At 71.4% G+C, this 26311-nt stretch carries 20 protein-coding genes and 2 tRNA genes; 15 read left to right on the top strand and 7 right to left on the bottom strand.

Going from position 1 to position 26311, the window contains the following annotated elements:
- Positions 1-2 precede the first annotated feature (2 nt).
- Complete coding sequence (locus ABTZ99_RS22715; RefSeq protein ID WP_498783808.1) at positions 3-977, bottom strand: GlxA family transcriptional regulator; 975 nt, start codon at positions 975-977, stop codon at positions 3-5.
- Positions 978-1048: 71 nt separating this feature from the next.
- Between ABTZ99_RS22715 and ABTZ99_RS22720 the strand changes: the two genes are divergently transcribed.
- Positions 1049-2344, top strand: a complete 1296-nt coding sequence (locus ABTZ99_RS22720) for an MFS transporter (RefSeq protein ID WP_499613665.1) — start codon at positions 1049-1051, stop codon at positions 2342-2344.
- Here ABTZ99_RS22720 and ABTZ99_RS22725 read toward each other — a convergent pair.
- Positions 2276-3826 carry a helicase HerA-like domain-containing protein gene (locus ABTZ99_RS22725; RefSeq protein ID WP_499613668.1) on the bottom strand — a complete coding sequence of 517 codons (1551 nt, stop codon included), beginning with the start codon at positions 3824-3826 and terminating at the stop codon, positions 2276-2278. The two genes, ABTZ99_RS22720 and ABTZ99_RS22725, sit on opposite strands and share 69 nt — an antisense overlap.
- Before the next feature lie 83 nt (positions 3827-3909).
- Between ABTZ99_RS22725 and orn the strand changes: the two genes are divergently transcribed.
- The 3 genes from orn to ABTZ99_RS22740 all read left to right on the top strand — a co-directional run bounded on the left by orn (position 3910) and on the right by ABTZ99_RS22740 (position 6349).
- Complete coding sequence (orn, locus tag ABTZ99_RS22730; RefSeq protein WP_498783814.1) at positions 3910-4521, top strand: oligoribonuclease; 612 nt, start codon at positions 3910-3912, stop codon at positions 4519-4521.
- A gap of 62 nt (positions 4522-4583) precedes the next feature.
- Positions 4584-4659: transfer RNA gene (locus tag ABTZ99_RS22735), tRNA-His, on the top strand.
- A gap of 58 nt (positions 4660-4717) precedes the next feature.
- Positions 4718-6349 carry an ABC-F family ATP-binding cassette domain-containing protein gene (locus ABTZ99_RS22740; protein WP_498783816.1) on the top strand — a complete coding sequence of 544 codons (1632 nt, stop codon included), beginning with the start codon at positions 4718-4720 and terminating at the stop codon, positions 6347-6349.
- Between the two features lie 4 nt (positions 6350-6353).
- On the opposite strand, the gene ABTZ99_RS22745 is transcribed toward ABTZ99_RS22740, so the two are convergent.
- A complete protein-coding gene (locus ABTZ99_RS22745; RefSeq protein ID WP_498783818.1) occupies positions 6354-7556 on the bottom strand; it encodes a L,D-transpeptidase in 1203 nt (400 codons plus the stop codon).
- 233 nt (positions 7557-7789) lie between these two features.
- On the opposite strand from ABTZ99_RS22745, the gene ABTZ99_RS22750 reads away from it, so the two are divergent.
- Positions 7790-7862 (top strand) — tRNA-Lys (locus ABTZ99_RS22750).
- A gap of 526 nt (positions 7863-8388) precedes the next feature.
- Here ABTZ99_RS22750 and ABTZ99_RS22755 read toward each other — a convergent pair.
- Positions 8389-11412, bottom strand: a complete 3024-nt coding sequence (locus ABTZ99_RS22755; protein ID WP_499613672.1) for an AfsR/SARP family transcriptional regulator — start codon at positions 11410-11412, stop codon at positions 8389-8391.
- A gap of 148 nt (positions 11413-11560) precedes the next feature.
- Between ABTZ99_RS22755 and ABTZ99_RS22760 the strand changes: the two genes are divergently transcribed.
- Both ABTZ99_RS22760 and ABTZ99_RS22765 read left to right on the top strand, forming a co-directional pair.
- Positions 11561-12760 (top strand): NADPH-dependent FMN reductase family protein, encoded by a 1200-nt coding sequence (locus tag ABTZ99_RS22760; RefSeq protein ID WP_499613675.1) that lies wholly within the window; start codon positions 11561-11563, stop codon positions 12758-12760.
- Positions 12757-13185 (top strand): hypothetical protein, encoded by a 429-nt coding sequence (locus ABTZ99_RS22765; RefSeq protein ID WP_498783824.1) that lies wholly within the window; start codon positions 12757-12759, stop codon positions 13183-13185. The genes ABTZ99_RS22760 and ABTZ99_RS22765 overlap by 4 nt, the downstream gene beginning before the upstream one ends.
- On the opposite strand, the gene ABTZ99_RS22770 is transcribed toward ABTZ99_RS22765, so the two are convergent.
- Together ABTZ99_RS22770 and ABTZ99_RS22775 are read right to left on the bottom strand one after the other, a co-directional pair.
- A complete protein-coding gene (locus ABTZ99_RS22770; RefSeq protein WP_499613678.1) occupies positions 13108-15108 on the bottom strand; it encodes a tetratricopeptide repeat protein in 2001 nt (666 codons plus the stop codon). The two genes, ABTZ99_RS22765 and ABTZ99_RS22770, sit on opposite strands and share 78 nt — an antisense overlap.
- Positions 15109-15433: 325 nt before the next feature.
- Complete coding sequence (locus tag ABTZ99_RS22775) at positions 15434-16105, bottom strand: hypothetical protein (RefSeq protein WP_499613681.1); 672 nt, start codon at positions 16103-16105, stop codon at positions 15434-15436.
- 90 nt (positions 16106-16195) lie between these two features.
- Between ABTZ99_RS22775 and ABTZ99_RS22780 the strand changes: the two genes are divergently transcribed.
- The 8 genes from ABTZ99_RS22780 to ABTZ99_RS22815 all read left to right on the top strand — a co-directional run bounded on the left by ABTZ99_RS22780 (position 16196) and on the right by ABTZ99_RS22815 (position 25089).
- A complete protein-coding gene (locus tag ABTZ99_RS22780) occupies positions 16196-17308 on the top strand; it encodes a DUF2786 domain-containing protein (RefSeq protein WP_499613683.1) in 1113 nt (370 codons plus the stop codon).
- Between the two features lie 48 nt (positions 17309-17356).
- Positions 17357-18073: a hypothetical protein gene (locus tag ABTZ99_RS22785; protein WP_499613685.1), complete on the top strand. Its 717-nt coding sequence runs from the start codon at positions 17357-17359 to the stop codon at positions 18071-18073.
- Positions 18074-18171: 98 nt separating this feature from the next.
- Positions 18172-18615, top strand: a complete 444-nt coding sequence (locus ABTZ99_RS22790) for a very short patch repair endonuclease (RefSeq protein WP_498783834.1) — start codon at positions 18172-18174, stop codon at positions 18613-18615.
- A gap of 13 nt (positions 18616-18628) precedes the next feature.
- Complete coding sequence (locus ABTZ99_RS22795; RefSeq protein ID WP_498783844.1) at positions 18629-19717, top strand: DNA cytosine methyltransferase; 1089 nt, start codon at positions 18629-18631, stop codon at positions 19715-19717.
- A 121-nt stretch (positions 19718-19838) separates the two neighbouring features.
- Positions 19839-20369: a hypothetical protein gene (locus ABTZ99_RS22800; RefSeq protein WP_498783836.1), complete on the top strand. Its 531-nt coding sequence runs from the start codon at positions 19839-19841 to the stop codon at positions 20367-20369.
- Between the two features lie 39 nt (positions 20370-20408).
- Entirely contained in the window at positions 20409-20678 is a 270-nt protein-coding gene (locus ABTZ99_RS22805) for a GlsB/YeaQ/YmgE family stress response membrane protein (protein ID WP_498783837.1), read from the top strand.
- Positions 20679-21653: 975 nt separating this feature from the next.
- Positions 21654-24281, top strand: a complete 2628-nt coding sequence (locus ABTZ99_RS22810; RefSeq protein ID WP_499613688.1) for a DEAD/DEAH box helicase — start codon at positions 21654-21656, stop codon at positions 24279-24281.
- The gene (locus tag ABTZ99_RS22815; protein WP_499613691.1) at positions 24274-25089 is read left to right on the top strand and encodes an SWIM zinc finger family protein; all 816 of its coding nucleotides are present in this window, start codon (positions 24274-24276) and stop codon (positions 25087-25089) included. The genes ABTZ99_RS22810 and ABTZ99_RS22815 overlap by 8 nt, the downstream gene beginning before the upstream one ends.
- Here the strand turns inward: ABTZ99_RS22815 and ABTZ99_RS22820 are convergent.
- Positions 25086-26102: an IS481 family transposase gene (locus ABTZ99_RS22820; RefSeq protein ID WP_499613695.1), complete on the bottom strand. Its 1017-nt coding sequence runs from the start codon at positions 26100-26102 to the stop codon at positions 25086-25088. The two genes, ABTZ99_RS22815 and ABTZ99_RS22820, sit on opposite strands and share 4 nt — an antisense overlap.
- Positions 26103-26311 lie beyond the last annotated feature (209 nt).

The raw sequence follows: 26311 nt of genomic DNA on the forward strand, positions 1-26311 counted from the left end.
CGCTAGCCCGCTGAGCGGAACGTGGTGCGGTAGGCGCTGGGCGACACGCCGAGCGCCGCGCTCATCTGCTGCCGCAGCGCCGCGCCCGTGCCGAAGCCCGCGTGCCGGGCCACCCGGTCGATGGCCAGGTCCGTGGTCTCCAGCAGGTGCCGTGCCCGTTCGACGCGCTGCTGCGTGATCCACTTGCCGGGGCTCACGCCGGTCTCCTCGCGGAACCGGCGGGTGAACGTGCGGACGCTCATCCGGGCCTGCGCGGCCAGCGCGCGCAGGTCCAGCGGCTCGTGCAGGTGCGCCACGGCCCACGCGCGGGCCTGCGCGGTGGACGTGTCGGCCTGGTCCGGGATCGGGCGGACGATGAACTGCGACTGCCCGCCCGGCCGCCACGGCGGCACGACGCACCGCCGGGCGGCCATGTTCGCCACCTCGCTGCCGTGGTCGTGCCGCACGACGTGCAGGCACAGGTCGACGCCCGCGGCGACGCCGGCCGAGGTCAGCACGTCGCCGGAGTCCACGAACAGCACGTCCGGGTCGAGGTCGACGGCCGGGAACAGGCGGCGGAAGTTGTCCGCGTGCGCCCAGTGCGTGGTGGCCCTGCGCCCGTCCAGCAGGCCGACCGCGGCCAGCACGAACGCGCCCGTGCAGATCGACATCACCCGCGCGCCCCGCTCCGCCGCCGCGAGCAGGGCGTCGCGCACCGCCGGCTCGACCGTGCCGTCCGCCAGCACCTGCGCCCCGTAGTGCACACCGGCCACGATCACCGTGTCCGCCTCCGCCATCAGCTCCAGGCCGTGGTCGGGGGTGATGGCGAACCCGGCCGCGCTGCGCACCGGACGTCCGCCCGGCGTGCAGACCCGCACCCGGTAGTAACGCCGTTCCTGCTCGTCGCGGGCGGCGTTGAGGACCTGCGTCGGCGTGCCGAGGTCGAACGTCACCACCTCGTCCAGCGCGAGCACGGCGACCAGGTGACGGCTCTTCATGGCCGGATTTTTGCACATGATGGCCATCCAGCCACTTTTCGGAACCGGGGCCATCGGTGAGGCTTCCTCACGTGATTCGCAGCAGGCAGAACTGGGCATGGGTGGTCGCCGGCGTCGCCTTCATCGCGCTCGTCGGCGCCGCGGCGTTCCGGGCCACCCCGGGCGCGTTGATCGAACCGCTGCAACGCGAGTTCGGCTGGTCCACGGCCACGATCGGCTTCGCCGTGTCGGTCAACCTCATGCTGTTCGGGCTGACCGCGCCGTTCGCCGCCGCCCTGATGGAGCGGCTCGGCGTGCGCAAGGTCGTGGCCTCGGCGTTGACGCTGGTCGCGGTGGGCAGCGGGCTGACCGTGTTCATGACCACGGCCTGGCAGCTGGTGCTGTTCTGGGGCGTGCTGGTGGGCCTGGGCACCGGTTCGATGGCGCTGGCGTTCGTGGCGACCATCACCGGCCGCTGGTTCGTCAAGCACCGCGGCCTGGTCACCGGCATCCTGACCGCCGGCGGCGCGACGGGGCAGCTGGTGTTCCTGCCGGTGGTGGCGGCGTTGTCGGAGTCCTCCGGGTGGCGCAGCGCGTCCGTCGTGGTGTCGGTCGCGGCCCTCGCGGTGGTGCCGCTGGCGCTGCTGTTCCTGCGCGACCACCCCGCCGACGTGGGTGTGCCGCCCTACGGCGGCGACGAGATCGTGCCCGTCCCGCCGTCGACGGGCGGTGCGGCCCGCCGTGCCCTCGGCGCGCTGAGGAGCGCCGCGCGCACCGGACCGTTCTGGTTCCTGGCGGCGGGCTTCGCGATCTGCGGCGCGACCACGAACGGCCTGGTCGGCACCCACTTCATCCCCGCCGCGCACGACCACGGCATGCCCACCACCACCGCCGCGGGCCTGCTCGCCCTGGTGGGGATCTTCGACATCGTCGGCACGGTCCTGTCGGGCTGGCTCACCGACCGCGTCGACTCACGGGTCCTGCTCGCCGTGTACTACGCGCTGCGCGGCGCGTCGCTGCTCGTTCTACCGGAGCTGTTCCACGACTCGGTGCACCCGTCGATGCTCGTGTTCATCATCTTCTACGGCCTGGACTGGGTCGCCACCGTCCCGCCGACGGTGGCGCTGTGCCGGCAGGTGTTCGGCCTGTCCGCCCCGGTGGTCTTCGGTTGGGTCTTCGCCTCGCACCAGATCGGCGCGGCGATCGCCGCCACCGCCGCCGGCCTCACCCGCGACCACTTCGGCGACTACGCGCCGGCCTGGTACGTGGCCGGCCTGCTCAGCATCGGCGCCGCGTTCCTGTCGATGAAGGTCAAGCGCTCACCGGCGCTTGCGGGAGGTCCCGAAGAGGCCACGGGTGATCTCACGGCCCAGCGCGCTCGCGGCTGACCGGAGGAACGACTTCACCGCCGAGTTGCCGAGCACCTGCGACACCACGCCCGGCTCCTCGCGCTCGGCCCGGCGTTCGGGCTCCCGGGGCGGCGCCTCCTCCCGCGCGGGAGGGGGTGCCGCCTCCTCCGGCGCGGGCGGGGGCGCCACCTTCGCCGCCAGCTTCTCGTACGCCGACTCGCGGTCGACGGTCTCGGCGTACTTGGCGTGCAGCTCGGACGTCTCCGCGGCCTGCGTGATCGCGTCCGACCCGATCGTGTCCATCAAGGACCGCGGCGCCCGCAGCCTCGTCCACGCGACCGGCGTCGGCGCGCCCTTCTCGCTCAGCACGGTCACCACGGCCTCGCCGATCCCCAACGACGTCAACGCCTCGTCCAGCTCGTAGTGCGGCGTCGTCGGGTACGTCTTCACCGTCTTCGCCAGCGCCGCCTGGTCCTCCGGCGTGAACGCCCGCAACGCGTGCTGCACCCGTGCGCCCAACTGCGACAGCACCGCGTTCGGCACGTCGGTCGGCAGCTGCGTGCAGAAGAACACGCCCACGCCCTTGGACCGGATCAGCTTCACCGTCTGCGTGATCCGCTCCAGGAACGCCTTGGACGCGTCGGCGAACACCAGGTGCGCCTCGTCGAAGAAGAACACCAGCTTCGGCTTGTCCAGGTCGCCCTCCTCGGGCAGCACCTCGAACAGCTCCGCCAACAGCCACATCAGGAACGTCGAGAACAGCGCGGGCCTGGCCTGCAACTCCGCCAGCTCCAGCAGCGACACCACACCGCGGCCGTCGACCAGCCGCATCAGGTCGCGCGGGTCGAGCTCCGGCTCGCCGAAGAACGTGTCGCCGCCCTGCGCCTCCAGGTTCACCAGCGAGCGCAGGATCACACCCGCCGTCGCCGACGACACCCCGCCGAGGCCCTTCAGGTCCGCCTTGCCCTCGTCGGACGTGAGGTGCCCGATCACCGACCGCAGGTCCTTGATGTCCAGCAGCGGCAGCCCGCGCGAGTCGGCCCAGTGGAAGATCAGCCCGAGCGTGGACTCCTGGGTGTCGTTGAGCCCGAGCACCTTCGACAGCAGGATCGGCCCGAAGCTGGTGACGGTCGCCCGCACCGGCACCGCCGCCCCACCCGTGCCGAGCGACAGGAACTGCACCGGGCACGCCTGCGGCTGCCAGTCGTCACCCGTCTGGGTGGCACGCTCGGTGACCCGCTCGCCGCCCTCGCCCGGACGTGACAACCCCGACAGGTCGCCCTTCACGTCCGCCATCACCACCGGCACGCCCGCCGCCGACAGCTGCTCCGCGATCAGCTGCAACGTCTTCGTCTTGCCGGTGCCGGTCGCGCCCGCGACCAGCCCGTGCCGGTTCAGCGTGGCCAGCGGGAGCCGCACGCGCGCGGTCGGCTCCACCGTGCCGTCCACGAGGACCGCACCGAGTTCGATGGCCGCGCCTTCGGAGGCGTAACCGGCAGCGATGTCGCTCTGGGCCGTCATCGCCCTGAGCGTAATGAGATTGGTAGGGGCCGCCACCCGAAGCGACGCGGGGCCGGCGGGACCGGGCGACTAGGCTCGCGCGGGTGATGGATCGCTTGGTGTGGATCGACTGCGAGATGACAGGCCTCGACCTGGGCAAGGACGCCTTGATCGAGATCGCGGCGCTGGTGACCGACGCGGAGCTGAACGTGCTCGGCGAGGGTGTCGACGTGGTGATCCACGCCGACGACACCGCGCTCGACTCGATGCCGGACGTCGTCATGCAGATGCACGCCAAGTCGGGGCTCACCGAGGAGGTGCGGCGGTCGACCGTGACGCTCGCCGACGCCGAGGCGCAGGTGCTGGCCTACATCAAGGAGTGGGTGCCGGACCCGCGCACCGCTCCCCTGGCGGGCAACTCGATCGCCACCGACCGCGGGTTCATCGCCCGTGACATGCCCGAGCTCGACGCGCACCTGCACTACCGCATGGTCGACGTGTCGTCGATCAAGGAGCTGTGCCGGCGGTGGTACCCGCGCATCTACTACGCGCAGCCGGGCAAGGGCCTGGCGCACCGCGCGCTGGCCGACATCAAGGAGTCGATCCGCGAGCTGGCGTACTACCGGCGGACGGCGTTCGTGCCGCAGCCGGGCCCGTCCTCGGAGCAGGCGCAGGCCGTGGCGGCCGAACTGCTCGCCGCCGACGGTCCGGAATAGGGTCGATTTCAGACCCGGCGGTAGGGCACTGTATGCTTCACGCGCCGGGTCAACCGGTCTTGGTGGGTGTAGCTCAGCTGGCAGAGCACTGGGTTGTGATCCCAGGTGTCGCGGGTTCAAGTCCCGTCACTCACCCCAAGCGGAACGCCCCTCGACGCCCGAGTCGGGGGGCGTCTTCTTTTGCCCTGGAGTTGTCGTGAGCGCCACACTCGTCGCGAAGGACCTGGCCGCCGGGCACGGCGACCGCGTGCTGTTCGAAGGCCTTGACCTGGTCGTCGCACCCGGTGACGTGATCGGCCTGGTCGGCGCCAACGGCGCGGGCAAGTCGACGTTGCTGCGGACGTTGGCCGGCCTGCTGCCCGCCGAGCAGGGTGTGATCCGCCTCTCACCGACCACCGCGACCGTCGGCCACCTGCCGCAGGAACCGGACCGGCGTGCCGACGAGACCGTGCGGGACTTCCTGGCCCGCCGCACGGGCGTGGCGGCGGCGCAGGTCGAGCTGGACAGGGCGACCGAGGCGTTGTCGTCGGGTTCGGGTGACGACGGCTACTCCGACGCGTTGGAGCGGTGGCTCGCGCTCGGTGGCGCGGACCTGGAGGAGCGGTCGCTGGAGGTGGCCGCCGACCTGGGGCTCGACGTCTCGCTCGACCTGCCGATGACCGCCCTGTCGGGTGGTCAGGCGGCCCGGGCGAGCATGGCGTCGTTGCTGCTGAGCAGGTACGACGTGTTCCTGCTCGACGAGCCGACCAACGACCTCGACCTGGACGGACTGGCCCGGCTGGAGCGGTTCGTGACGGGGCTGCGGGCGGGGGTCGTGGTGGTGTCGCACGACCGCGAGTTCCTGGCCCGCACGGTGACGCGGGTCGTGGAGCTGGACCTGGCGCAGCAGCAGGTGCGCTCCTACGGCGGCGGCTACGAGTCGTACCTGGAGGAGCGGGAGATCGCCCGCAGGCACGCGCGTGAGGAGTACGAGGAGTACGCGTCCACGCGGTCGTCGCTGGAGGAGCGCGCCCGGGCGCAGCGGGCGTGGATGGAGAAGGGCGTGAAGAACGCCCGCCGCAAGGCGCCCGACAACGACAAGATCGGGCGCAAGTTCCGCACCGAGGCGACCGAGAAGCAGGCTTCGAAGGCGCGACAGACCGAGCGCCTGATCGAACGCCTGGACGTGGTCGAGGAGCCGCGCAAGGAGTGGGAGCTGCGGATGGAGATCGCCGCCGCGCCCCGGTCCGGTTCGGTGGTGTCGGTGCTGCGGGCGGCGGTGGTGACCCGCGGGTCGTTCACGCTGGGGCCGGTGGACCTGCAGGTGGACTGGGCGGACCGGGTCGCCATCACCGGGGCCAACGGCTCGGGCAAGTCGACGTTGCTGGCGGCGCTGCTGGGCCGCGTCCCGTTGACCTCGGGTTCGGCGTCCCTCGGCTCGGGCGTGGTGGTCGGCGAGATCGACCAGGCGCGTGGTTTGTTCCTGGGCGACGAGCCGTTGCTGGACGCGTTCGGCGCGGCCGTGCCGGACGTGCCGCCCGCCGACGTGCGCACGTTGCTGGCGAAGTTCGGGCTCAAGGCGGCGCACGTGCTGAGGACGGCGGCGTCGCTCTCGCCCGGTGAGCGCACCCGTGCCGCGTTGGCCCTGCTCCAGGCGCGCGGGGTCAACCTGCTCGTGCTGGACGAGCCGACGAACCACCTCGACCTGCCCGCGATCGAGCAGCTGGAGTCCGCGCTGGACTCCTACCAGGGCACCTTGCTGCTGGTCACCCACGACCGCCGGATGCTGGACGCGGTGCGCACGACCCGCCGCCTGGCCGTGGCGGCGGGTCGCGTCACCGAGCTGTAGAGCCCTAGCGGTTGCCCTTGACCCACTGGTCCCACGGGATCTGCCAGTCGCCGAAGCCGTCCCACGACTCCAGCACCGGGCCGCCCGAGTTGGTGACGATCACGACGTCGCCCTGCTTGGAGTTGTCGAACACCCACTTGGCGTTCTCGGGCGAGAGGTTCAGGCAGCCGTGGCTGACGTTGCGGTGGCCCTGGTCGCCGATGGACCACGGCGCGCTGTGGAAGAAGATGCCGGAGTTGGACATCCGGTAGGCCCAGTCGACCGGGGTGACGTAGCCGCCCGCCTCCAGCGACAGGCCGTAGGTGCGGGAGTCCATCACCATGTGGGCGTGCTTCTCCATCAGCACGTAGGTCCCCGTGGGGGTCGGGTTCTGCGCGTCGCCCATGGAGGTCGGCATGGTGCGCACGACCTGGCCGTTGACCTTGGTCACGACCTGGTGCGTCTGACCGTCCGCCTCGTGCACGACGGCGTCGCCGATCGTGGTGTTGATCACACGGTCTTCTTCGCCGTACACGCCGTTGCCCACGTGCTTGCCGTAGATCTTGGCGTTGATCGTGATCTTGGTGCCGGGCGTCCAGTAGTTCTGCGGCCGCCAGTGCGCCGTCTTCTCGTCGAACCAGTAGAAGGCGCCCTCGACGCGCGGCACCGTGGTGATCGAGATCATCGCCTCGGCGGCGGCCTTGTCCGCGATCGGCTCGTCGAAGTAGAACGCGAGCGGCTGGCCGACGCCGACCGTCGTGCCGTCCTGCGGGTTGACCGACAGGTAGGTCAGCGTGCGCGGCTTGACGGTGGTGAAGGTGGAGGTCTTGGTGACCGGCTTGCCGTCCGCGCCCTCGCCCGTCACGGCCAGCGTGTAGGTCTTCTGGTAGCCGAGCGGCTCGGTGTTGGTCCACTGCAGACCGTCGGGGCTCACCTGGCCGGCCACGGCCTTGCCCTCCGGGTTGGTCAGCGCGACCGACGTGATCTTGCCGTCGGTGGCGGTGGCGACGACCGGCACGCCGGGCTGCACGTCGACCGCCGCGTCCGCGGGGCCCGTGGTCAACGACACGGGCTTGGGCGGCGGTGTCGACGACGTAGTGGTGGTGGTTGATTCGCCGCCCGCGTCCCCCGTCGCGGCCGAGCCGGAAGAACAACTCGTGACCAACGTCGCGACCAGCCCGATCGCGACGATCCCCAGCGCTCGGCGCGCCCCCCGCTTGCGGTACATCCCCGTCCTCCGCTTCGTCCCCAGAACGCCGTGACAGTCCGCAACAGGAGTCTGTCGGCGCCCCTGACAAGGTGACGCCTGGAGGGTTGACGATGTTGCCCGAGATGCTGGATCGTTACCAAGGCGAAGTTCCCCCTGCATCAGGGCGACACACCCACCCTGACCAGGCGATTGGGAGCCCGGTCGGACGCTGTGCTAATGTTCTTCACGTCGGACGGAGCAAGAGAGTCCGAGCGCCGCTAGCTCAACTGGCAGAGCAGCTGACTCTTAATCAGCGGGTTCGGGGTTCGAGTCCCTGGCGGCGCACAACACAGCGAGAGGGTCACCATTCCGGTGGCCCTCTTGTTGTCTTTCCCGGCGATGAACGCCACGAAGGAGTGGGTGGGAACTCGTTCTTCCCACCCACGTCCTCAGGTCGGCGCCTCGGAGGTTCCACCACCGGTACTGCCGGCTCTACCTATGTCGGGTTCCATCAGAGCTCCTCGTTCGAGTCGCGACACCGCTGCGCGGTCGTCATCCGATGCGGCCGGGCCATTGCACAACGCACGCCGAGCTGCCCAGGTCGGCTTCGGCGGCCGTTGCCGTCGGGCCGCCGAGCACGAATGCGACGACGGCGAGTGAACCGATGAGCGGGGCAGCAATCTTCCGCATTGCGCGGGACACGTGGGTACGCACGGGCGCAGTAGATCACCCGCCCCAGTGGTCCGTTCACACGGGGGTGGTCCTCGTCCGGGTGTCACCCACCCGTCAGAGAAGAGCGGCGACACCATTGATGCATAACTATTTTGTTGTCTCACTCAACATTCACTGGATCAGGTGATGTCCTTTCCTGTCAGTTCTTACGCTCAGTGATCTCCCGGGCGGGGGTCCCGGTGAAGTCGGGCGCCGACCCACGAGGCTCAGGAATGGCACTGCGAATGGTCTTCACATCAGCCAGGTGTTCGGTCACCACCTCGGCCTCCACCTCCTGCACCCCTCGCAGCACGCCGGCGGCCAGCCGGAACCGCTCTTCGGCCTCGTCCAACCGCCCGAGGGCCACGAGCGCGTGACCCCAGACGTGCAGCGCGCGCCCCTGCCCCGCACGTGCTCCTAGGACGTGACACGTGGAAACCGCCTCTTCAGCGTGGCCGATCGCCTCACCGAACCGGCCCAGGTCGTACTCCACCTCGGTGAGGGTGACGAGCGCGTCGGCCGTGCGCGCGCGATCACCGCCGATCGGGTGCAGCGCCAGGGCTTCGTGGAGCCGGCGCAGGGCCTCCTCGTGCTCGCCCCGCTCGAAGTGGAGCCGCCCGACGTCCGTGAGGGTGGTCGCCACTCCCCTGATGTGCCCTATCGAACGACGAATGGCGAGCGCCTGGTAGTAGTGCTCCAACGCGAGGTCGTCCTGCTCCGCTTTGCGGTACGCGTTCGCGAGTTCATTCAGGGCGTACGCCTCGCCGTCGCGGTAGCCGGATCTGCGCGTCGCCTCCAAGGTTTCCCGGTACAGCTCGATCGCCGCGCCGACCTCGCCCAGGGCCAGGCGGATTCCGGCCAGGTTGTGCGAGCAGATGAGTTGGATCTCGTGCGCGCCGATCGCCTCCGCCAGGTCCGATCCGGCTTTGAAGTGCTCTTCCGCTTCGGCGTACTTGCACAACCGGTACAGCACCATTCCGACATTGCTGTGCGTGCCGCTCAACGCTTCCAGGTCGCCGAGCGCGGCACACGATTTGAGCGCCGCCCGGTGACTGATGAGGACGTCCTCGAAATGCCCGGACCGGTCGTAGGCCTCGTGGAAATTCGCCGAGAGCCGCCAAGCGTGCGCGTGGAATCCGTGGCGCACGGCTTGCGGCACCGCGGCGACCAGGTTCGCCCGCTCCCTGGTCAGCCACCGCAACGCGTCCGACTGGTCCGCGAGCGGCACCGGCTTCGCCGACATGCCGGGCAGTGGCGGCACCGGCGAGGTCTGGGGGTCCAACAAGTGTGCCGCGACCCCGGACGAAGCCAGGTACCAGTCCAGCAGCCGCGTCATCGCGTGCTTGCGCGCCTGCGCGGGCTCGTCGCGGCGCACGAGGTGCAGGGCGTAGCCGTACAGCGTGTCGTGCAGCCTGAACCGCCGCGGCACGGCGCCGTAGTCCAGCAGGTTGCTGCGCACCAGCGTGCTGAGGTGCGCGCTGACCGCGTCGTAGGGCTCGCCCAGGAGCGCGACCGCCGCGTCGACGCAGAACTCGGCCGTCGGGTTCAGCGCCAGCAGCCGGAACATCCGCGCGGTGTCCGCGGGCAGGTCGCGGAACGACCAGGAGAACGCCGCCGGCAGCGTGGCGCTCTCGTCGTCGCTGTCGTGCACCGATCCGAGGATCCCGAGCCCTTCCTGCCCCTTGAAGTCCTCCACGAGATCGCCGATCGGGGTGTCCGGCCGGTTCGCGACGTGCTGCGCGATGATCCTCAGCCCGAGCGGCAGGCCGTCCACCAGACCGGCCAGGTCCCGCAGCGCCGCGGGGTCGGCGTCGGAGCGCTCGCGGCCGATCTCGTTGCGCAACAACGTGATCGACTCCACCGTCGACAGCGGCGGCACGGGCACGAGGTCGACGTGGTCGAGGACCTTCAGCCCCATCAGCCTGGTCCGGCTCGTGATGATCGTGAGGCACTGCGGCGTCGCGGCCAGGACCGGCCTGACCTGCGCGCTCTCGTGCGCGTCGTCGAGCAGGACCAGCATCCTGCGGTTGCCCAGCACCCGGCGGAGCTCGAGCTGCCGCTCGCCGCCGGTGGCGGGTATTCGCTCGGCGCCGAGCGACCTCAGCAGGAACGCCAGCACGTCGTCGGGCGCGACCCGCGTGCCTGGGCTGGCGCCGCGCAGCTCGAGGTACAGGTTGCCGTCCGGGAACCGGTCGCGGTGCCGTGCCGCCCACTTGAGGGCGAGCTGGCTCTTGCCGACGCTCGGCATCCCGTGCAGCGCGACGACCCGGCCCTGGTCGCCCTCGCCGAGCAGGGCGTCGAGCCTGGCCAGCAGGTCGTCGCGGCCGGTGAAGCTGCGCGCGGGCGGCGGCAGCTGGTGCGGCGCCGTCGTGCCCGACACCGCGGTGCTCTCCTGCTTGCGCAGGATGCTCTTGTAGAGGTCCCGCAGCTCCGGCCCGGGTTCGGCGCCGACGTGCTCGAACAGGCGCTGGCAGAACACGGCGTAGAAGTCGAGCGCCGTGGAGTAGCGGCCCAAGGCGTCCAGGGAGCGCAGGTACAGGCCGGCGAACGCCTCGTCCGGGGCCTGGGTCGCGGTGAGCCTGCCCGCTTCCGCCATCACCTCCAGGTGCTCGCCCAGTTGGCGCTGGCTGTCCAGCAACGCGTAAAACGCGGGCATCCGGTCGAATGTCTCCATCTGGTCACGACAATGGTCCGCCCACGCCCCGCCGAGCTCTTCGAGGGGTCGGCCGTTCCACTGCGAAAGCGCCTCGCGCAGCAATGCCTTGGCTTCGCGGTGGTCACCCCGAGAGGCCGCTACCCGACCCATCTCCGCCAATTTGCGGAAACGGTGGTAGTCGATCAGGTCCGCCTGCGCCAACACCAACCGATAAGCGTTGCCCTCCTTCGGTATCGAGGCGCCTGTCCCCGATTTGGCCAGAATCGAGCGCAGTCTGCTGACGATCGGCTGCAGGTTTCGTTTCACCTGCTCCGGACCGCTGTCCGGCCAGAGCACCTGCGCGATGGTGTCCACTTGGACCGGTCTCGGGAAGTAGTACAGGAGCAATGTGAGCACGCCGCGGTGCTTGGCCGGCCCGAGATCGCAATCATTCCCGTCGATGTGTAATCGCGTCTTGCCGATGATCTTGAACTCCACCAGCGCCACCCTTTCGCTGGCCAACTTGCCCTTGGGCACAGTGTGCTTCACTGGGAGGAAGTTCCGCAGGCTCGTTTACCCATTTTCGTCCGAATTGCCTATTTGGCGGACGGCGATCGGCAGATGCAAGCGGACTGCAAGTTCCCGGCAAACCGGTCCGTCACTCTTCTCCCGAGGGTTGGAGCGCGAGGGGGAGTGCATGACACGTCCAGAGTGGCCGCGAGTGCCGATCGGGCTCGACGCGTCGCAGTGGGTCAGCCGCGCCGGGTGCCTTCCGGTGCTCGCCGTGGTGCACACGGTCACCAGCGGGCAACGTCTGCTGGAAGCCGTGGAGCTGATCGAGACGGACACGAGGCTGCAGGTCGTCTTCACCCAGGCGCCTGACGTCTTCAGCAACGGGGTGGCGGAGTTCCTGCGGTCCACCGGGGGCGTCGTGTGGCCGTGGGAGCTGGCGGTCCGGCAGGAGTTCTCCTTGGCCGTCGCCGCGTCCTACGGCGGGCTGCACGAGCTGCACGCGCCGCTGGTGGTGATGCCGCACGGCGCGGGCTACGGGAAGTCCTTCACCACCGGTGGCGAGCCGGTGGTCTACGGGTTGGACGCACAACGGCTCCTGCACAACGGCCGTGTGCTGGCGAGCGCGCTGGTGCTCGCGCACGACGACGAGCGGGAGGTGCTGCGGCGGCAGTGCCCGCAGGCGCTCGACGTCGCCGTCGTGGCCGGCGACCCGGCCTACGACCGCCTGGTCGCGAGCCTGCCGCGGCGCGACGCGTACCGGGCCGCGCTGGGCATCGAGCCGGGTCAGCAGGCCGTGGTGGTCAGCTCCACGTGGGGGCTGGACTCGCTGTTCGCCAGGTTCGAGGACCTGCTGCCGAGCCTGCTCGAAGAGCTGACGCCGCAAGGGTTCCGAGTGGTGGCTCTGGTGCACCCGGGAGCGTGGTTCGGCCACGGTCGGCGGCAGGTGGACGCGTGGCTCGCGGAGTGCCGGGACGCGGGGCTGGTGGTGGTCGGCCCGCACGTGGACTGGCGGGCCGCGGTGATCGCCGCCGACCACGTCGTGGCCGACCACGGTTCGGTCGGCGTGTACGCGGCGGCCATCGGCCGGCCGGTGGTCCTGGTCGACGCGCCGGTGCGGGTCGCGACGTCCGGCGGGTCCGCGCAGGAGCTGTTGCGGCACCTGGCGCCCCGGCTCCAGGCGGGGTCGCCCGTGCGACCTCAGCTGGAGCTGGCCGCGGCACGTGCGGCCGAACTGGGCGAGGTCGTGCGCGAGCGGCTGACCTCCGAGCCCGGCCGGGCCTCCGCCCGGTTGCGGCAGGTCATGTACGAGCTGCTGGACCTCCCCGAACCGGGACGGCACCGCGCCGTGCCGCCGGTTCCGACACCACCCGAGGAGACGCCGTGACCGAACCGATAGTGCGGTGGACGAGCGGGTCGGACCGCTTGGCCGACGTCGTCGTGCGCGAGGTGTCCGGTGTGGACGGTGACGATCCCACCGCCGCGCTGCTGCGCGACAACCCGTTCGCCGCGATGGCCGTCGCCGTGTCTACCGATCGGCTGGTGGTGCGGACCGAGCTCGGCCAGGTGGTCGAGCTCGCGCCCGCGGCCACCGCGGCGCGCTGCCTCGACGTCGAGGCGGTCGTGGCGTCGGCCGCCCAGTCGCTCTACGCGTGGCACGTGGCACGACTCGACCTGCGCGCGCTGCGGTCGCGTGGGCTGCCCGTGTGGTGCGCGGAACACCGGGCACGGCGGTCAGCCGTCGCGTGCGGGTGGCTCCGGGTCGTCGTCGTCCCGGGCGTGCAGTCGTTGAGCGATGCCGTCGGCCTTTGAGGAGCCGATCTCGGTGTAGAGCCGCAGGGCCTGTCTCCAGTGCTCTGCGGCCCGCCTGGGGTCGCCCTGCCGTTCGGCGCACTCCGCGAGCAGTTGGTGGGACTCCGCCATCCCCTGTTTGGAGCCGAGCGCGCTCAGCTCGTCCAGCGCGCTCCGTGCCGTCCGGGCGGCGAGCGGCAGGTCGTCGGCACGCAGGTACGCCGCGGCCTGCGCCACCACGACCCGTGCCTGGTTGTAGGGGTCCGGTGGCTCCAAGCCGCGGAACTGCGCCGTCGCCTCCAGCAACGCCCGCTGCGCCTCGTCGACCCGGCCGAGCCCGGTCAGCGCCCGGCCGAGGTTGATCAGCGTGAGGCCGAGGCTCCGCCGCGCGCCCAGGTCCCGGTTGGTCCGGGCCAACCGCTCGAACAGCCCGACCGCCTCGGCGAGCCTGCCACCGGCCACGTGCAGCAGCGCGAGCGCCTCCTCGGCGTCGGCGGCGCCACGCCGGTCGTCGATCTCCTCGGCGACGGCGACCGACGCCCGCAAGTGCTCCTCGGCCTCCTCGAACCTGCCCACCGTGGTGCACACCAGGCCGAGCCGCTTGAGCATGTCGGCCTCGGCGAGCCGGTTGCCCCACCGGCGTGCCGCCTCCACGCCGCGCCGGTCGACCTCCAGGCGGTCGCGATAGTGCTTGTGGTGCAGGAACAGGGGCCAGAGCACGTCGGACAGCTGCCAGGCCAGCGCCCACCAGCCGCGTTCCTCCGCCACCAGGCCGCAGGTGATGAGGTTCTGTCGCTCCTCCTCCAGCCACGCCAGCGCCGACTCGCGGTCCGCGAACTCCGGCACGCCCTCGGGCCGCACCAGGAACTCGTAGGCCTGCCTGCGCCGGTGGGGCGTGACGACGAGGTCGGCCGCCATCGCACCGGCGAGGTACCACTCGACCATCCGCCGCACGGCGTGCGCCCGCTCGTCCGGGTCGTCCTCCAAGTTGGCCTTGTTGCGCGCGTGCAGCCGGAGCAGGTCGTGGAAGCGGTACCGGCTCTCGCCGACCGACTCGACCAGGTTGCCGTCCACCAGTTCCTCCAACAACGCGTGCGAGGTGTCCTGCGCCAGCACCGAGGTCGCCACCGAGGCGCCGAACTCGCGACCGGGGTGCAGCGCGAGCCGGCGGTAGAGGGCCGCGGCGGTCGGTCCGAGCGCGCGGTAGGACAGGTCGAAGGTCGTCTGCACGGACAGCTCCGGCGCCGACAGCATCGACAGCCTGCTGCGCTCGTCGCTCAGCTCGGTGACGATCTTCTGCACGGACCACTTGGGTCGGCTGGCGAGCCGCGCGGCGGCCACCCGGACCGCGATCGGCAGGCCGCCGCACATGCCGACCAGCGCCTCGGCCCGTTCGGGATCGTCGTCGATCCGGCGTTTGCCCACCACCTTCGCCAGCAGCCGGACCGCCGACAGCTTGCCGAGCGGACCGACGTCGACCAGTCGTGCGCCCTCGGCCACCAGTCCGGTCAACCGGTTGCGGCTGGTCACCAGGACGGCGCTGGCGGGCGAGTTCGGCGCGAGCGGGCGCACCTGCGCGGCCGAGTAGGCGTTGTCGAGCAGGACCAGGAGCTTCTTGTCCGCGGTCATCGAGCGGTAGAGGGCGGCCTGCTCGGCGATCTCCAGCGGCACCTCCCGGGACGGCACGCCGAGGCTGCGCAGGAACAGGCCGAGCGCGTCCTCCGGCGACACCGGCTCGGATCCGCTGAACCCGGCGAGGTCGACGTAGAGCTGCCCGTCGGTGAACCGGTCGCGCGCGGTGTGCGCCCAGTGCAGCGCGAGGGCGGTCTTGCCCACCCCGCCGGGACCGCTCAGGACCGCGAACATGCGGATTCCGTCGCGCCGGTTGTCGGCCAGCGCCTCGTTCAGCTCGGCCAATTCCGCGGCCCGGTCGGTGAAATGCACCGGAGCGCCCAATAATTGCCGCGGCACCGGCGGCGGTGTGGACGGTGCATTGTGGAACGCTATCCCCCCGTGCACCACGGCCGCCTGCACCGCGCCGCCGGAGACGGACCCCGACAAGGTGTTACCCCGCTGGGCCGCCTGGTCCGGGCCCTGATCTGATCGCGACATCCGCTACCCCCGTGGCGTGTCAATTCGACCAACAACACGACCGTACGGTATGCCAGTACGGAACACATTCCCCTACTTCGGCAATTCGCTCTCCGTTCGGACCAGTGGGATCGTGACCGCGGTCACCCGATTCGATCCCGAGGTAATGAATTAGGGGTCACCCGAACGCGAGCGCGATCCGCCGGGCCGCCAGCAGCCGGGTCCGCCGGACGTCCTGGTCGATCACCGCGTCCGCGTTGCGGTCGAGGCGGTCGTAGGACTTGGCCAGCAGCCAGTGCGCGGCCTCGGTCCCGATCGGGGTCAGCGGGCCCTGGTCGGCCAGGCGGGTGCGGGCGGTGACGACGTCCCTGGTGACGAAGGCGGTGCGCACCTCGCCGCCCGACAGCTCGTCGATCAGGAACACCATGGCGTGCTCGGCGCGGGCGAACGTGTACGTGCAGATCAGGGCCAGGTAGCCGGCGTCGATCGAACGGTCGCAGATCCAGGCCCCGCCGACCACCAGGTCCGGGCCCGCCGGCGTGACGGCGCTCGCCGCCCACTCGCGCGGACGACCGGTGAGCACGGCGGCCAGGACGCGCAGCAGGGCGTGGTTGCGCCGGCTGGGCAGCGACACGGCGTGCTCGATCAGGCCCGCCCAGAACTCCTCGTCCGGCCGGAGGTCCGCGACCGCGCTGCTGACCGTCAGCTCGGCCTCCAGCGGGTCGAGCAGCTGCGGCAGGGCGCGGCAGCGGTGGACGACCTGTCGCTGCGCCACGGTCAGCGGCGTCCCCTGTGGACGGTTCACCACCACGATCGGCCGCCGCTTCGGCACCTGCGTCTTCCGGCTCACCGCGCGAGGCTGGCACGTCGGGGGTCGGGTCGGGCCGCAACGCGCACCGGGTGCGGCGACACCACACCCGAAAGGGGACAATCGGCGGTCGTGGACTCCCTGCGCGAGGCGTTGTGGCGGGCCGCGGCGAATCGCCGGGCCCGGCTGCCGCGCACCTCCTCCCTCCCACCGGCCGAAGTGGACGACGCCGTCCAGGCGGTGCTGAGGCGTGCCTTCGATCACCTCTGGGAGCACGGCTGGCTGCCCTACGACGTGTACGAGGTCGTACGGCGCAACGAGGACGAGCGCACGTTGTCGTTCCTGGTCGACTCGTTGGCCATCGAGGCGTCCCGCTACCCGGCGTTGCACCCGCGCTGGCGGGAGCAGCTGGCGGAGATCGGGGCGACGGTGTGGTGGGACACCTCCCAGCCGCACGTCGACCAGTGGGCGAGCAGGCACATCGAGCTGCGCGAGGACGCCGTGGCCGCCGCGGTGGCGGCGCTGGCGGTGCTGGTCACGTTGCCGGGCCTGCCGGTGATCGTGCCGAAGCCGGGCACGCCGCTGGCCGAGGTCGACCACCACCACGTCGACCCGAAGATCCTCAACCGGGTGCGCGGCCTGTTGGCCAAGGCGGAGTCGACCGCGTTCCCGGACGAGGCGGAGGCGCTGTCGGCCAAGGCGCAGGAGCTGGTGACGCGGCACGCGTTGGAGCGGATGCCCTTGGAGGCGCCGACGACGACGTCACGCCGGTTGTGGCTGGACAAGCGGTACTTCGACGGCAAGGCGCACGTCGTGCACGTGGTCGCGGAGGCGAACCGCTGCCGCGCCGTGGTGTACGACCTGGGGTTCGTGGCGCTGGTCGGCGAGGAGCTCGACCTGGAGATCGTGGAGCTGCTGTCGGCGTCGTTGCTGGTCCAGGCGACGCGGGCGATGGTCGCGGCGGGCGACAAGGCGCGCAAGGGCGACGAGGCGCGGTCGGCGGCGTTCCGCAAGTCGTTCCTGCTGTCCTACGCGCACCGGATCGGGGAACGGCTGCGGACGGCGAACGAGGTGCCCGACGACGACCGGCTGCTGCCCGTGCTGGCCGAGCGCAAGAAGGCGGTGGAGGAGTACTTCGGCGCGATGTTCGCCCGGACCGTCGCCAAGACGACGCCGGTGCGCAGCGCGGCGGGGTGGGACGCGGGCCGTTCGGCCGCGGACCGGGCCAACCTGTCGATCACCTGACCTGCGGGTTCGCCGGAACTGTCGGTGGTCGTCCGTACTCTCCGCGTCATGACCACCGCGATGGACGTGCGCCGGCTGTTCAACGTCACGCAGGAGACCCGGTTCCACTTCAACCACTGGTTCAGCGGGCGCAAGCACGTCGTGGCGCACGTGATGGCGCACGAGTCCGTCGCCGTGCACCGGATCACCCCCGACGAGGTCGAGGCCGCGTGCCGCAGCGCGCCGCGGCCTGGTCCGACGGACGTGCCGGAGATCCGGGACTGGCGGCCCGACTTCGCCTTCGCGCACGTGGCCCACCACGTGGTCGAGGCGCTGGGCCGATTACCCCGCTGGCCGGAGTTCCGGGAGTTCTGCGAGGCCGACGAGCGGGCGCGGGGGATGTTGTGGACGCCTGCTCGTGAAGTGATCGCCGAGGTGGGGCCGGAGGGGCGTGCGGCGCTGCGCAACCGCGTGGTGTCCGACTTCCTGGGGTTCCTGCGTGACGTGCACGTGGTCGCGGTGCTGCGCGGGCACGGGCTGGACGTGCGGGTGCACCCGTTGGCGGACACCGTGTTCAAGGTGGACGCGTGGGTGGAGCGGCTGGTCCTCAACCCGCGCGGCGGCGGGCAGCGTTCGGCGGACCTGCTGGTGCACGCCATGCCGCCGTTCTTCTTCACCGACCTGGGGATCACCGAGTTCACGCAGGTCGGCGCGGCCCTGCTGCCGTCACGCACCCAACTGGACCGCGCGGCACGGCGGCTGCGGGACGTGCTGCACCCGGCATGAGGGGAGGCCACGCACAGGTCCGGCCGTCGTGACCACCGGCGGGTGCGGGGAGGTTCCGGACCGGCTCGGGCCGTGGCGAGCGCCGGCGGAACAGGCGCATGAGCCATCATGGCCGGGTGCCGAACCTGGAGACGACGGACGACGTCCGCGCCCGGATGAGCAAGCAGCGTTCCCGTGACACGGGCATCGAGGTCGCGTTGCGGCGCGAGCTGCACCGGCTGGGGCTGCGGTACCGGGTGCACCAGCGGCCGGTGCGCGCGGTGCGGCGTGAGGCGGACGTGGTGTTCGGGCCGGCCAAGGTGGCGGTGTTCGTGGACGGGTGCTTCTGGCACGGCTGCCCGGAGCACGGCACCTGGCCCAAGCGCAACGGCGAGTTCTGGCGGACCAAGATCGAGACGAACCAGGCGCGTGACGCGAACACCGACCAGGTGCTGGCGGACGCGGGGTGGCTCGCGGTGCGGGTGTGGGAGCACGAGGACCCGGCCGTCGCGGCGAGTCGGGTGCGGACCACGGTGTTGCGGCGTCGCGGTCGGCTAGCCTGAGCCCGTGCTGTCCATGATCGACCTGTTCGCCGGCTGTGGCGGCATGACCGCGGGGTTCACCGCGGCGGGCGGCTACTCGCCGGTCATGGCGGTCGAGTGGGACCTGCACGCGGCGGCGACGTACGCGGCGAACTTCGGTGACGACCACATCCGCTGGTCGGACATCGCGGCCGTGCCGGACAGCGCGATCCCCGAGGTCGACGTGATCGTGGGCGGCCCGCCGTGCCAGGGGTTCTCGAACCTGGGCTCGAAGGACGTCGACGACCCGCGCAACTCGTTGTGGCGCGAGTACCTGAGGTTCGTGCGGAAGGCCCGGCCGAAGGTGTTCGTGATCGAGAACGTCGACCGGTTCCTGGCGTCGACGGAGTTCGCGTTGCTCCAGGCCGAGACCGAGGGCTACGAGCTGAGCTTCGGCATCCTGCTGGCGGCGGATTTCGGCGTGCCGCAACGGCGTCGGCGCACGATCGTGATCGGCTCGCGGATCGGGCGCGTCCCGCTGCCGGTCGCGACGCACCCGCGCGGGCAGTGGCACACCGTGGGCGACGTGCTCCGCGGCCTGCCCGAGCGGCCGGTGACGACCGCGTTGCCGAACTCGGTGGTGGAGTTCTTCGGTCGGGAGCTGCCGGGGCCGTTCAAGAGCCCGGACCTGCACATCGGTCGCAACCCCACGCCGTTGTCGCTGGAGCGGTACCGCCACGTCCCGCCGGGCGGTGGGCGGTTCGACGTGCCGACGGAGCTGCTGCCGCGGTGCTGGCGGGAGAAGAAGAGCGGCACGACGGACGTGATGGGCCGGCTGCGGTGGGACGAGCCGTCGGTGACCATCCGCACCGAGTTCTACAAGCCGGAGAAGGGCCGCTACCTGCACCCGCAGTGGGAGCCGGGCGAGGACGGCCACCGGGTCGACCGCCCGATCACGCACCTGGAGGCGGCGCGGCTGCAGTCGTTCCCGGACTCGTTCGAGTGGTGCGGCACGAAGATCGAGGTGGCCAGGCAGATCGGCAACGCCGTGCCGCCGTCGTTGGCGAGGGCCATCGCCGAACACCTCAAGCCCTACCTGACGGGCACCGAGCCGACCGCGCCGACCTGCCCGCTCTGCCCCTGACCTCCCTGCCCTCCCGCCCGCGACCCCGGGCTTCCGGCCCGCTCCCCCACCCTGCGGCCCCGTCCGTTGCCCGATCGCCGACGGCCCGGAATTGTCAGACCCCTCCGCTAGCGTCATCACCATGACGACAACCACGTATGAGAACGCGGTCCGCATCGGCTCCACGACCTACCAGGTGGTCGCCACCGCCGACCCGGACCTGTCCGTCGACCTGGCCGGTGTCGACGCCTCGGGTGTCCTGGTGGCCGAAGGCACCATCCGCCTGCCCGCGGACGCCGGCGCGAAGATCGGCAAGCTGCTGGCGCAGGTGCTGGAGGCGTTGAGCAGGTTGAGCACACCGTCCTCGCCCTCGGCCCGCGACCGCCCGGCCAACGCCAACCAACCGTGGACCCAGGAGCTGGACGACGGCCTGCGCGCCGACTGGCTGGCCGCCGGCGCCGGAACCCCGACCGCCGACCTGATCCGTTCGATCGCCAAGCGGCTGGAACGCTCCCCCACCTCGATCAGGTCAAGGCTGGCCAGGGTGGGCTGCGACCCGGACGTCCCCGGCCGGGAGCTGTCCTCCGACGGCGCGCAGGTGTTCCGGGTTCAGGGTCGGGATCAGGGGTGGGTCAGGGGCAAACCCGATTCGGGAGGGGAGGGCGTCGAGTGATGCTCGTGGTGGACGCATAGGGCGGGGAAAGGACTTCTCGTGGAGATCACCGGGCTCATCTCGGCGCTGTTCATCGGTGTGGTCGTCGGTGGCCTCGGGCGGCTGGTCGTGCCGGGCAGGCAGAAGATCTCGATGCTGATGACGGTGCTGGTCGGTGTCGCGGCGGCCTTGGTGGGCACCTTCGCGGCGTCGATCATCGGCGTCTCGAACACCTCCGGCATCGACTGGATCGAACTGGCCCTCCAAGTCGGCCTGGCCGCCGTCGGCGTCACCGCCCTGGCCCGCAGGAGGTCCCGCCAGCCCCAGTAACCACCCTGACCACCGGCAGGCCGCCCGGTCCAACCCCGTCCGGCCTGCCACCACCCCCTGCCCACCAAGCACCTGCCCGCACGGGCCAACCTCGCCGCAACCCGACCCCGGGACCGCGGCAAGGGCCCGGCCTCACCCGGGGCGAGCAGCCGCCCGAACCGGTCCCCGCCGCCAGGTTCAACGCGGGTACGTGGTTGGGCGGTGCGGCCGGGCGCGTGGGCCACGCGGCGTCACCGGGTACGTGGGGCCGGCGGTGCGGCTGGGCCGTGGGGCGGGTCGGCGTCGCCGGCCAACTTGGCCGGCGGTGCGACCGGATGCGGAGGCGGCGGGTCAGCGCGGCTGGGTCGTCGGACTGGTCGTACGCGCGGCGGCCGGGTGGTGCGGCGAGGTGCGTGAGGTGGATGGCGCGCGGCTGGGCAGCGTGTGGCGGGGGGTGTGCGGCGGGGGTGCGCCGGGCAGCAGGGGCGTGTGGTGGCGAGTGGTCAGGTGGTGCGGTTGGGAGTGGGTGGACCGTTTGGCGCGGAGGGCTGCGGTGTGAGGGCTGCAGTGGCGGCCCGGTTGGGGCGGTGGCTGGCGGGTTGGGTGGCTAGGTGGGGTGGGAGGGGTGGTGGCGGGGTCGGGCGGGCGGTGGAGGGCTGGGTGGGGGTGGGTTGGGGGTGAGGTCGGGGTAGGCGCATAGTGCTGTTCGTGTTGGTGCTGCATGCGTTGGGCGTGGGTGGCGGGCGGGTTGGGGTTTGGGGTGAGGATTCGGCCTTCCCGGAGCGGGTTGGTGGGCGGTTGCCTCGGCGGGCGGTCCGGCATCCGTTTGCGGTTGGTGGGGATGGGCTCGCGCGGTTGGTTGGTGGGGTGGTCGGGGAGGTTTCGGTTCGGTTGCCCTCTTACGCCGGTGGGCCGGTCGGGTCGCCCGAGTTGGTCAGGGAGGCCGTCGGGGGGCGGCGGGGGGCTCTGCGGTGGCGGGAGTGGTTGGTTCCCGTCGTGTGGGTGGAGGGGGTGGCCGGGTCGCTGCCACCGGACTGTCGGGGTGGGGCTTCGTGGAAGTTCCTGGTCGACGTCCTCGAGTTCGGGCGGGAGTTGGTTCGGCGCGGGCGGGTGCTGCCGTCGTTGGACGGGGACGGGTTCGCGAGGTGGCGGGCCGCGTTGTCCGGGGTGGACGCGTTGCGCTTCGCGGCTTTGCGGGCGAGCGTGCCGCCGGCGTTCCTGGGCTCCGACGGACCCGGCGACCTGGTCCACGAAGTCCTGGACCGCGCGGTCGACCGTGAGGTCAGGGTGGCGTTGCGGGGTGCGCGGCCCAGCGGGGACGGGATGGTCGGGCAGTGGCTGAACGCGTTGGTGGACGAGCCGCGCGTGGTCGGTGAAGTGGGTGCGTTGCGGGCCAAGGTGGCGACTTGGCGGGCGAACGGGTTGCAGGACAGTCCTGTTCGGACCTGCTTCCGGCTCAGCTCGCCCGACCAGGGCGGCATGGCGAAGGACGGGTGGCGGGTCGAGTTCCTGCTCCAGGCCGTGGACGAACCCAGCGTCGTGGTGACGGCCGAACAGTTGTGGCACAAGCAGGACGCGGTGTTGCGGCGGTGGGTCGGCCGGCCGGAGGACGTGCTGCTCGGCGACCTGGGCCGGGCCGGTCGGCTCTACCCGGCGTTGGACCGGGCGCTGTCCGCCCGCCGACCGGTGGAGCTGGAACTGGACGTCGAAGGCGCCTACGACTTCCTCCAGCACGCGGCGGTGCTGGCGGAGGCCGGCTTCGGCGTGATGCTGCCCTCGTGGTGGCGGCAACCCCACCGCCTCGGGCTCCGGCTCACGGCCACCAGTCGCGGCACGGCGGGCCAGGTCGCCAAGGAGAGCGAACTCGGGCTGAAGGTCCTGGTCGACTACAAGTGGGAACTGGCCGTCGGCGACGAACGGCTGACCGAGGCCGAGCTCCAGTCCCTCGCCGAGGCCAAGGTCCCGCTGGTCCGGGTCCGCGGCCAGTGGGTGCACGTCGACCCGAAACGCCTCGCCGCAGGCCTGGCCTTCCTCAAGCGCGGCGGCGGGCAGATGACCGCCGCGCAGGTCCTGCTGCACTCCGGCCTGCACCCCGAGGACGCCGACCTGCCACTGCCGCTCAACGGCGTCAGCGCCACCGGCTGGCTCGGCGACCTGCTCTCCGGCGAGGTCGAGCACCACCTGGAGCCGGTCGGGCAGCCGAACGGCCTGGTCGCCGAACTGCGGCCCTACCAGCGGCGCGGCCTGGCCTGGCTCGCGTTCCTCGACCGGCTCGGCCTCGGCGCGTGCCTGGCCGACGACATGGGCCTCGGCAAGACCGTCCAACTGCTGGCCCTGGAAGCGCACAACCGCGCGCACGGCGCACGCCTGCCGACGCTGCTGGTCTGCCCGATGTCGGTGGTCGGCAACTGGCAACGCGAAGCCGCCCGCTTCACCCCCGGCCTGGAGGTGCGCGTCTACCACGGCGCGGACCGCGCCCTCGACACCGACTGCGACCTGGTCATCACCACCTACGCGGTCGTCGCCCGCGACGCCGGGAAGCTCGCCGACGTGAGCTGGGACCGGGTCGTGCTCGACGAGGCGCAGAACATCAAGAACAGCTCCACCCGGCAGTCGAAGGTCGTCCGCGCCCTGCCCGCACGGCACCGCGTGGCGCTGACCGGCACACCGGTGGAGAACCGGCTGGCCGAGCTGTGGTCGATCATGGACTTCGTCAACCCCGGCGTCCTGGGCACGGTCAACACGTTCCGCGCCCGCTTCGCCGTGCCCATCGAACGCCACCACGACGAGGACGCCGCCGTCCGCCTGCGCCGGATCACCGGCCCGTTCGTGCTCCGCCGCCTCAAGACCGACCCGCAGGTCATCACCGACCTGCCGGACAAGATCGAGGTCAAGCAGCTGTGCACGCTGACCGCCGAACAGGCCACGCTCTACCAGGCCGTGGTGGACGACATGCTGGCCAAGATCGCCGAGGCGGAGGGCGTCAAGCGCAAGGGCCTGGTCCTGGCCACGATGTCCCGCCTCAAGCAGGTGTGCAACCACCCGGCGCAGCTCCTCGGTGACGGCTCGCGGGTCGCCGGTCGCTCCGGCAAGCTCGCCCGGCTGGAGGAGGTCCTGGACGAAGCGCTGGCCGACGGCGACAAGGCGCTGTGCTTCACCCAGTTCACCGCCTTCGGCTCGCTCGTCGTGCCCCACCTGGCCGCCCGCTTCGACACCGAAGTCCTCTACCTGCACGGCGGCACGCCGAAGCGGCAGCGCGACGAGATGGTGCGGCGGTTCCAGGCCGAGGACGGCCCGTCGATCTTCGTGCTCTCGCTGAAGGCGGGCGGCACGGGGCTCAACCTGACCGCCGCCAACCACGTCATCCACCTCGACCGCTGGTGGAACCCGGCCGTGGAGGACCAGGCCACCGACCGGGCGTTCCGCATCGGCCAGCGCAACCACGTGCAGGTGCGCAAGTTCGTCTGCGTCGGCACGCTGGAGGAGCGGATCGACCGGATGATCGAGGAGAAGCGCGGGTTGGCCCAGCTCGTGGTCGGCGCGGGCGAGGACTGGCTGACCGAGATGTCCACCGGCGAGCTGCGCGAGCTGTTCGCCCTGTCCGGGGAGGCCGTCGGTGACTGACTGGCACGGGTACCACCCGCCGGCGCGGCCGATCCGGGTCGAGGGCGGCCTCACGTTGCGCAGCAAGCGGGGCGACATCGCGCAGACGTGGTGGTCGCGCCGGTTCCTGGAGGTGCTGGAGTCGTTCGGCATGGCCGCGCGCCTCGCCCGCGGCCGGTCGTACGCGCGCACCGGCCAGGTGATGAGCCTGTCCCTGTCGTCAAGCCTGGTGGTGGCGCTGGTGACCGGGACGCGTCCCGAGCCGTACCGGGCGCGGATCGGGGTGCGGAAGTTCACCGACGACGACTGGCGGCGCATCGAGCACGCGCTGGCCGACCAGGCGATCTTCGCGGCCAAGCTGCTGGCGGGCGAGATGCCGCCGGAGATCGAGGACGTGTTCGCCGACCTCGGCCTCACCCTCTTCCCGAGCACGATGCGCGAGCTGCACATGGACTGCACGTGCCCGGACTGGGAAGTGCCGTGCAAGCACCTCGCCGCCACCTGCTACCTGCTCGCCGAGTCGTTCGACACCGACCCGTTCGAGATCCTGGCCTGGCGCGGGCGGTCCCGCGAGGACCTGCTCGACCGGCTGCGCGACCTGCGCGCGCCCATCCCTCCCGACGAGCCCGAAGCGCCGCAGGGACCGCAGGAGGACTCGTTCGAGGCCTTCTGGGCACGCCCGAAGGTCGCCGAGGTCGTGCCGGACGTGGTGGAGCCGACCACGCGGCGCCCGGACGCGCTGCTCGACCAGCTCGACCCGCTCGTCGTGGACGGCCGTTCGGTGACCGACGAGCTGCGCCCCCTGTACCGGCGGCTCGCGCGGCCCTAGCTGTATGAGGCCAGGAGGTTGGTGACGCCGGTGTGGAGCCGTGTGGCTGGTGGTCGGTTTCCGGCGGTGGTGTGGGGGCGATGGTAGTTGTAGTGCACGTTCCAGACCGCGAGGGCGTCGGTGCGTTGTTGTTCGCTGGTCCAGACGTGGGCGTAGAGGAATTCCTCGGCCAGGATGCGCTGGTAGCGCTCGACCTTGCCGTTGTGCCGTGGGGTGTAGGGCGTGATGCGCTGGTGGCGGGCGCCGCGCAGGACGGTGGCGAAGTCGTGGGCGCGGTAACAGGAGCCGTTGTCGGTGACGACGCGGTGGATGTGGTCGATGCCGTGGGCGGCGAAGAAGGCCCGTGCGCGGTGGGTGAAACCGATCGCGGTGACGGCTTTCTCGTCGGGCAGGGCTTCGGTGTAGGCCAGGCGGGAGAACCCGTCGACCGCGGAGTGCAGGTAGGTGTAACTGCGGTTTGCGCCGGACTTGCCGTGGCCGGTGTTCTTGGCGCGTTCGACCTGTTTGGCCTGCTCGCTGCCCCGGCCGTGGGCGCGCCACCCGCCGCCGTCGGGGATCACGCCGACCTTCTTCACGTCGAGGTGGACCATGTGGCCGGGCCATCGGGCGACGATCCGGCGGGGCACGCGGTTGTTCTCCCCGGTGGGGTCGAGGAACCGGCGGCGGTTGAGTCCGAGGTGGGCCAGGTGCCGGCCGACCGTGCGCGCCGACACGGTGGTGCCCTCGGTGGCGAGTTCCAGGGCGATGCGGCGGGCCGACCACTTGCGCTCCCGCCGCAGCCGCTCGATCCGGACGACCACCTCGGCCGGGGTGGCGGTGGGCTGCCGGCGCGGAGCGCTGGGACGGTCGGCCAGACCGGCCTCGCCGAAGCGGCGATAGCGGTTGACCCACTTCGAGGCGCATTGGCGTGAGATGCCCATCTCGGCCGCGACGTGGGCGATGGGGCGGGTGCGGCAGCGTTGGGCCAGGCGGTGACGGCCTTCGGCGGACAGCGGGGCGTTACGGTGGAGCACGGACGGGTCTTTCTGCTCGGCGGATGTGTTGGTCGCACTTCTCATCCTGCCGCCGAAAGACCCGTCCCCCGTCTCAGGCCCTACCAGCCGTCACCAACGTCATGACCCACAACACCTAGCGCCTGTTTCACAAGTCCGTGTTCGCGATAGTCGGGCCTGAGGCGGCTCCCGGGGGCACGGCCGAATGGGCCACATACAACAGCGGTATG

Source organism: Actinosynnema sp. NPDC002837, from assembly GCF_040295345.1.
Lineage (GTDB): Bacteria > Actinomycetota > Actinomycetes > Mycobacteriales > Pseudonocardiaceae > Actinosynnema.

What these genes read in the sequence shown, in the direction of transcription:
- ABTZ99_RS22800 (WP_498783836.1), top strand. Translation starts at nt 19,839, where the DNA reads ATGACGACAACCACGTATGAGAACGCGGTCCGCATCGGCTCCACGACC.
- ABTZ99_RS22760 (WP_499613675.1), top strand. Translation starts at nt 11,561, where the DNA reads ATGACACGTCCAGAGTGGCCGCGAGTGCCGATCGGGCTCGACGCGTCG.
- ABTZ99_RS22785 (WP_499613685.1), top strand. Translation starts at nt 17,357, where the DNA reads ATGACCACCGCGATGGACGTGCGCCGGCTGTTCAACGTCACGCAGGAG.
- ABTZ99_RS22790 (WP_498783834.1), top strand. Translation starts at nt 18,172, where the DNA reads ATGAGCCATCATGGCCGGGTGCCGAACCTGGAGACGACGGACGACGTC.
- ABTZ99_RS22725 (WP_499613668.1), bottom strand. Translation starts at nt 3,826, where the DNA reads ATGACGGCCCAGAGCGACATCGCTGCCGGTTACGCCTCCGAAGGCGCG.
- ABTZ99_RS22715 (WP_498783808.1), bottom strand. Translation starts at nt 977, where the DNA reads ATGAAGAGCCGTCACCTGGTCGCCGTGCTCGCGCTGGACGAGGTGGTG.
- ABTZ99_RS22745 (WP_498783818.1), bottom strand. Translation starts at nt 7,556, where the DNA reads ATGTACCGCAAGCGGGGGGCGCGCCGAGCGCTGGGGATCGTCGCGATC.
- ABTZ99_RS22795 (WP_498783844.1), top strand. Translation starts at nt 18,629, where the DNA reads ATGATCGACCTGTTCGCCGGCTGTGGCGGCATGACCGCGGGGTTCACC.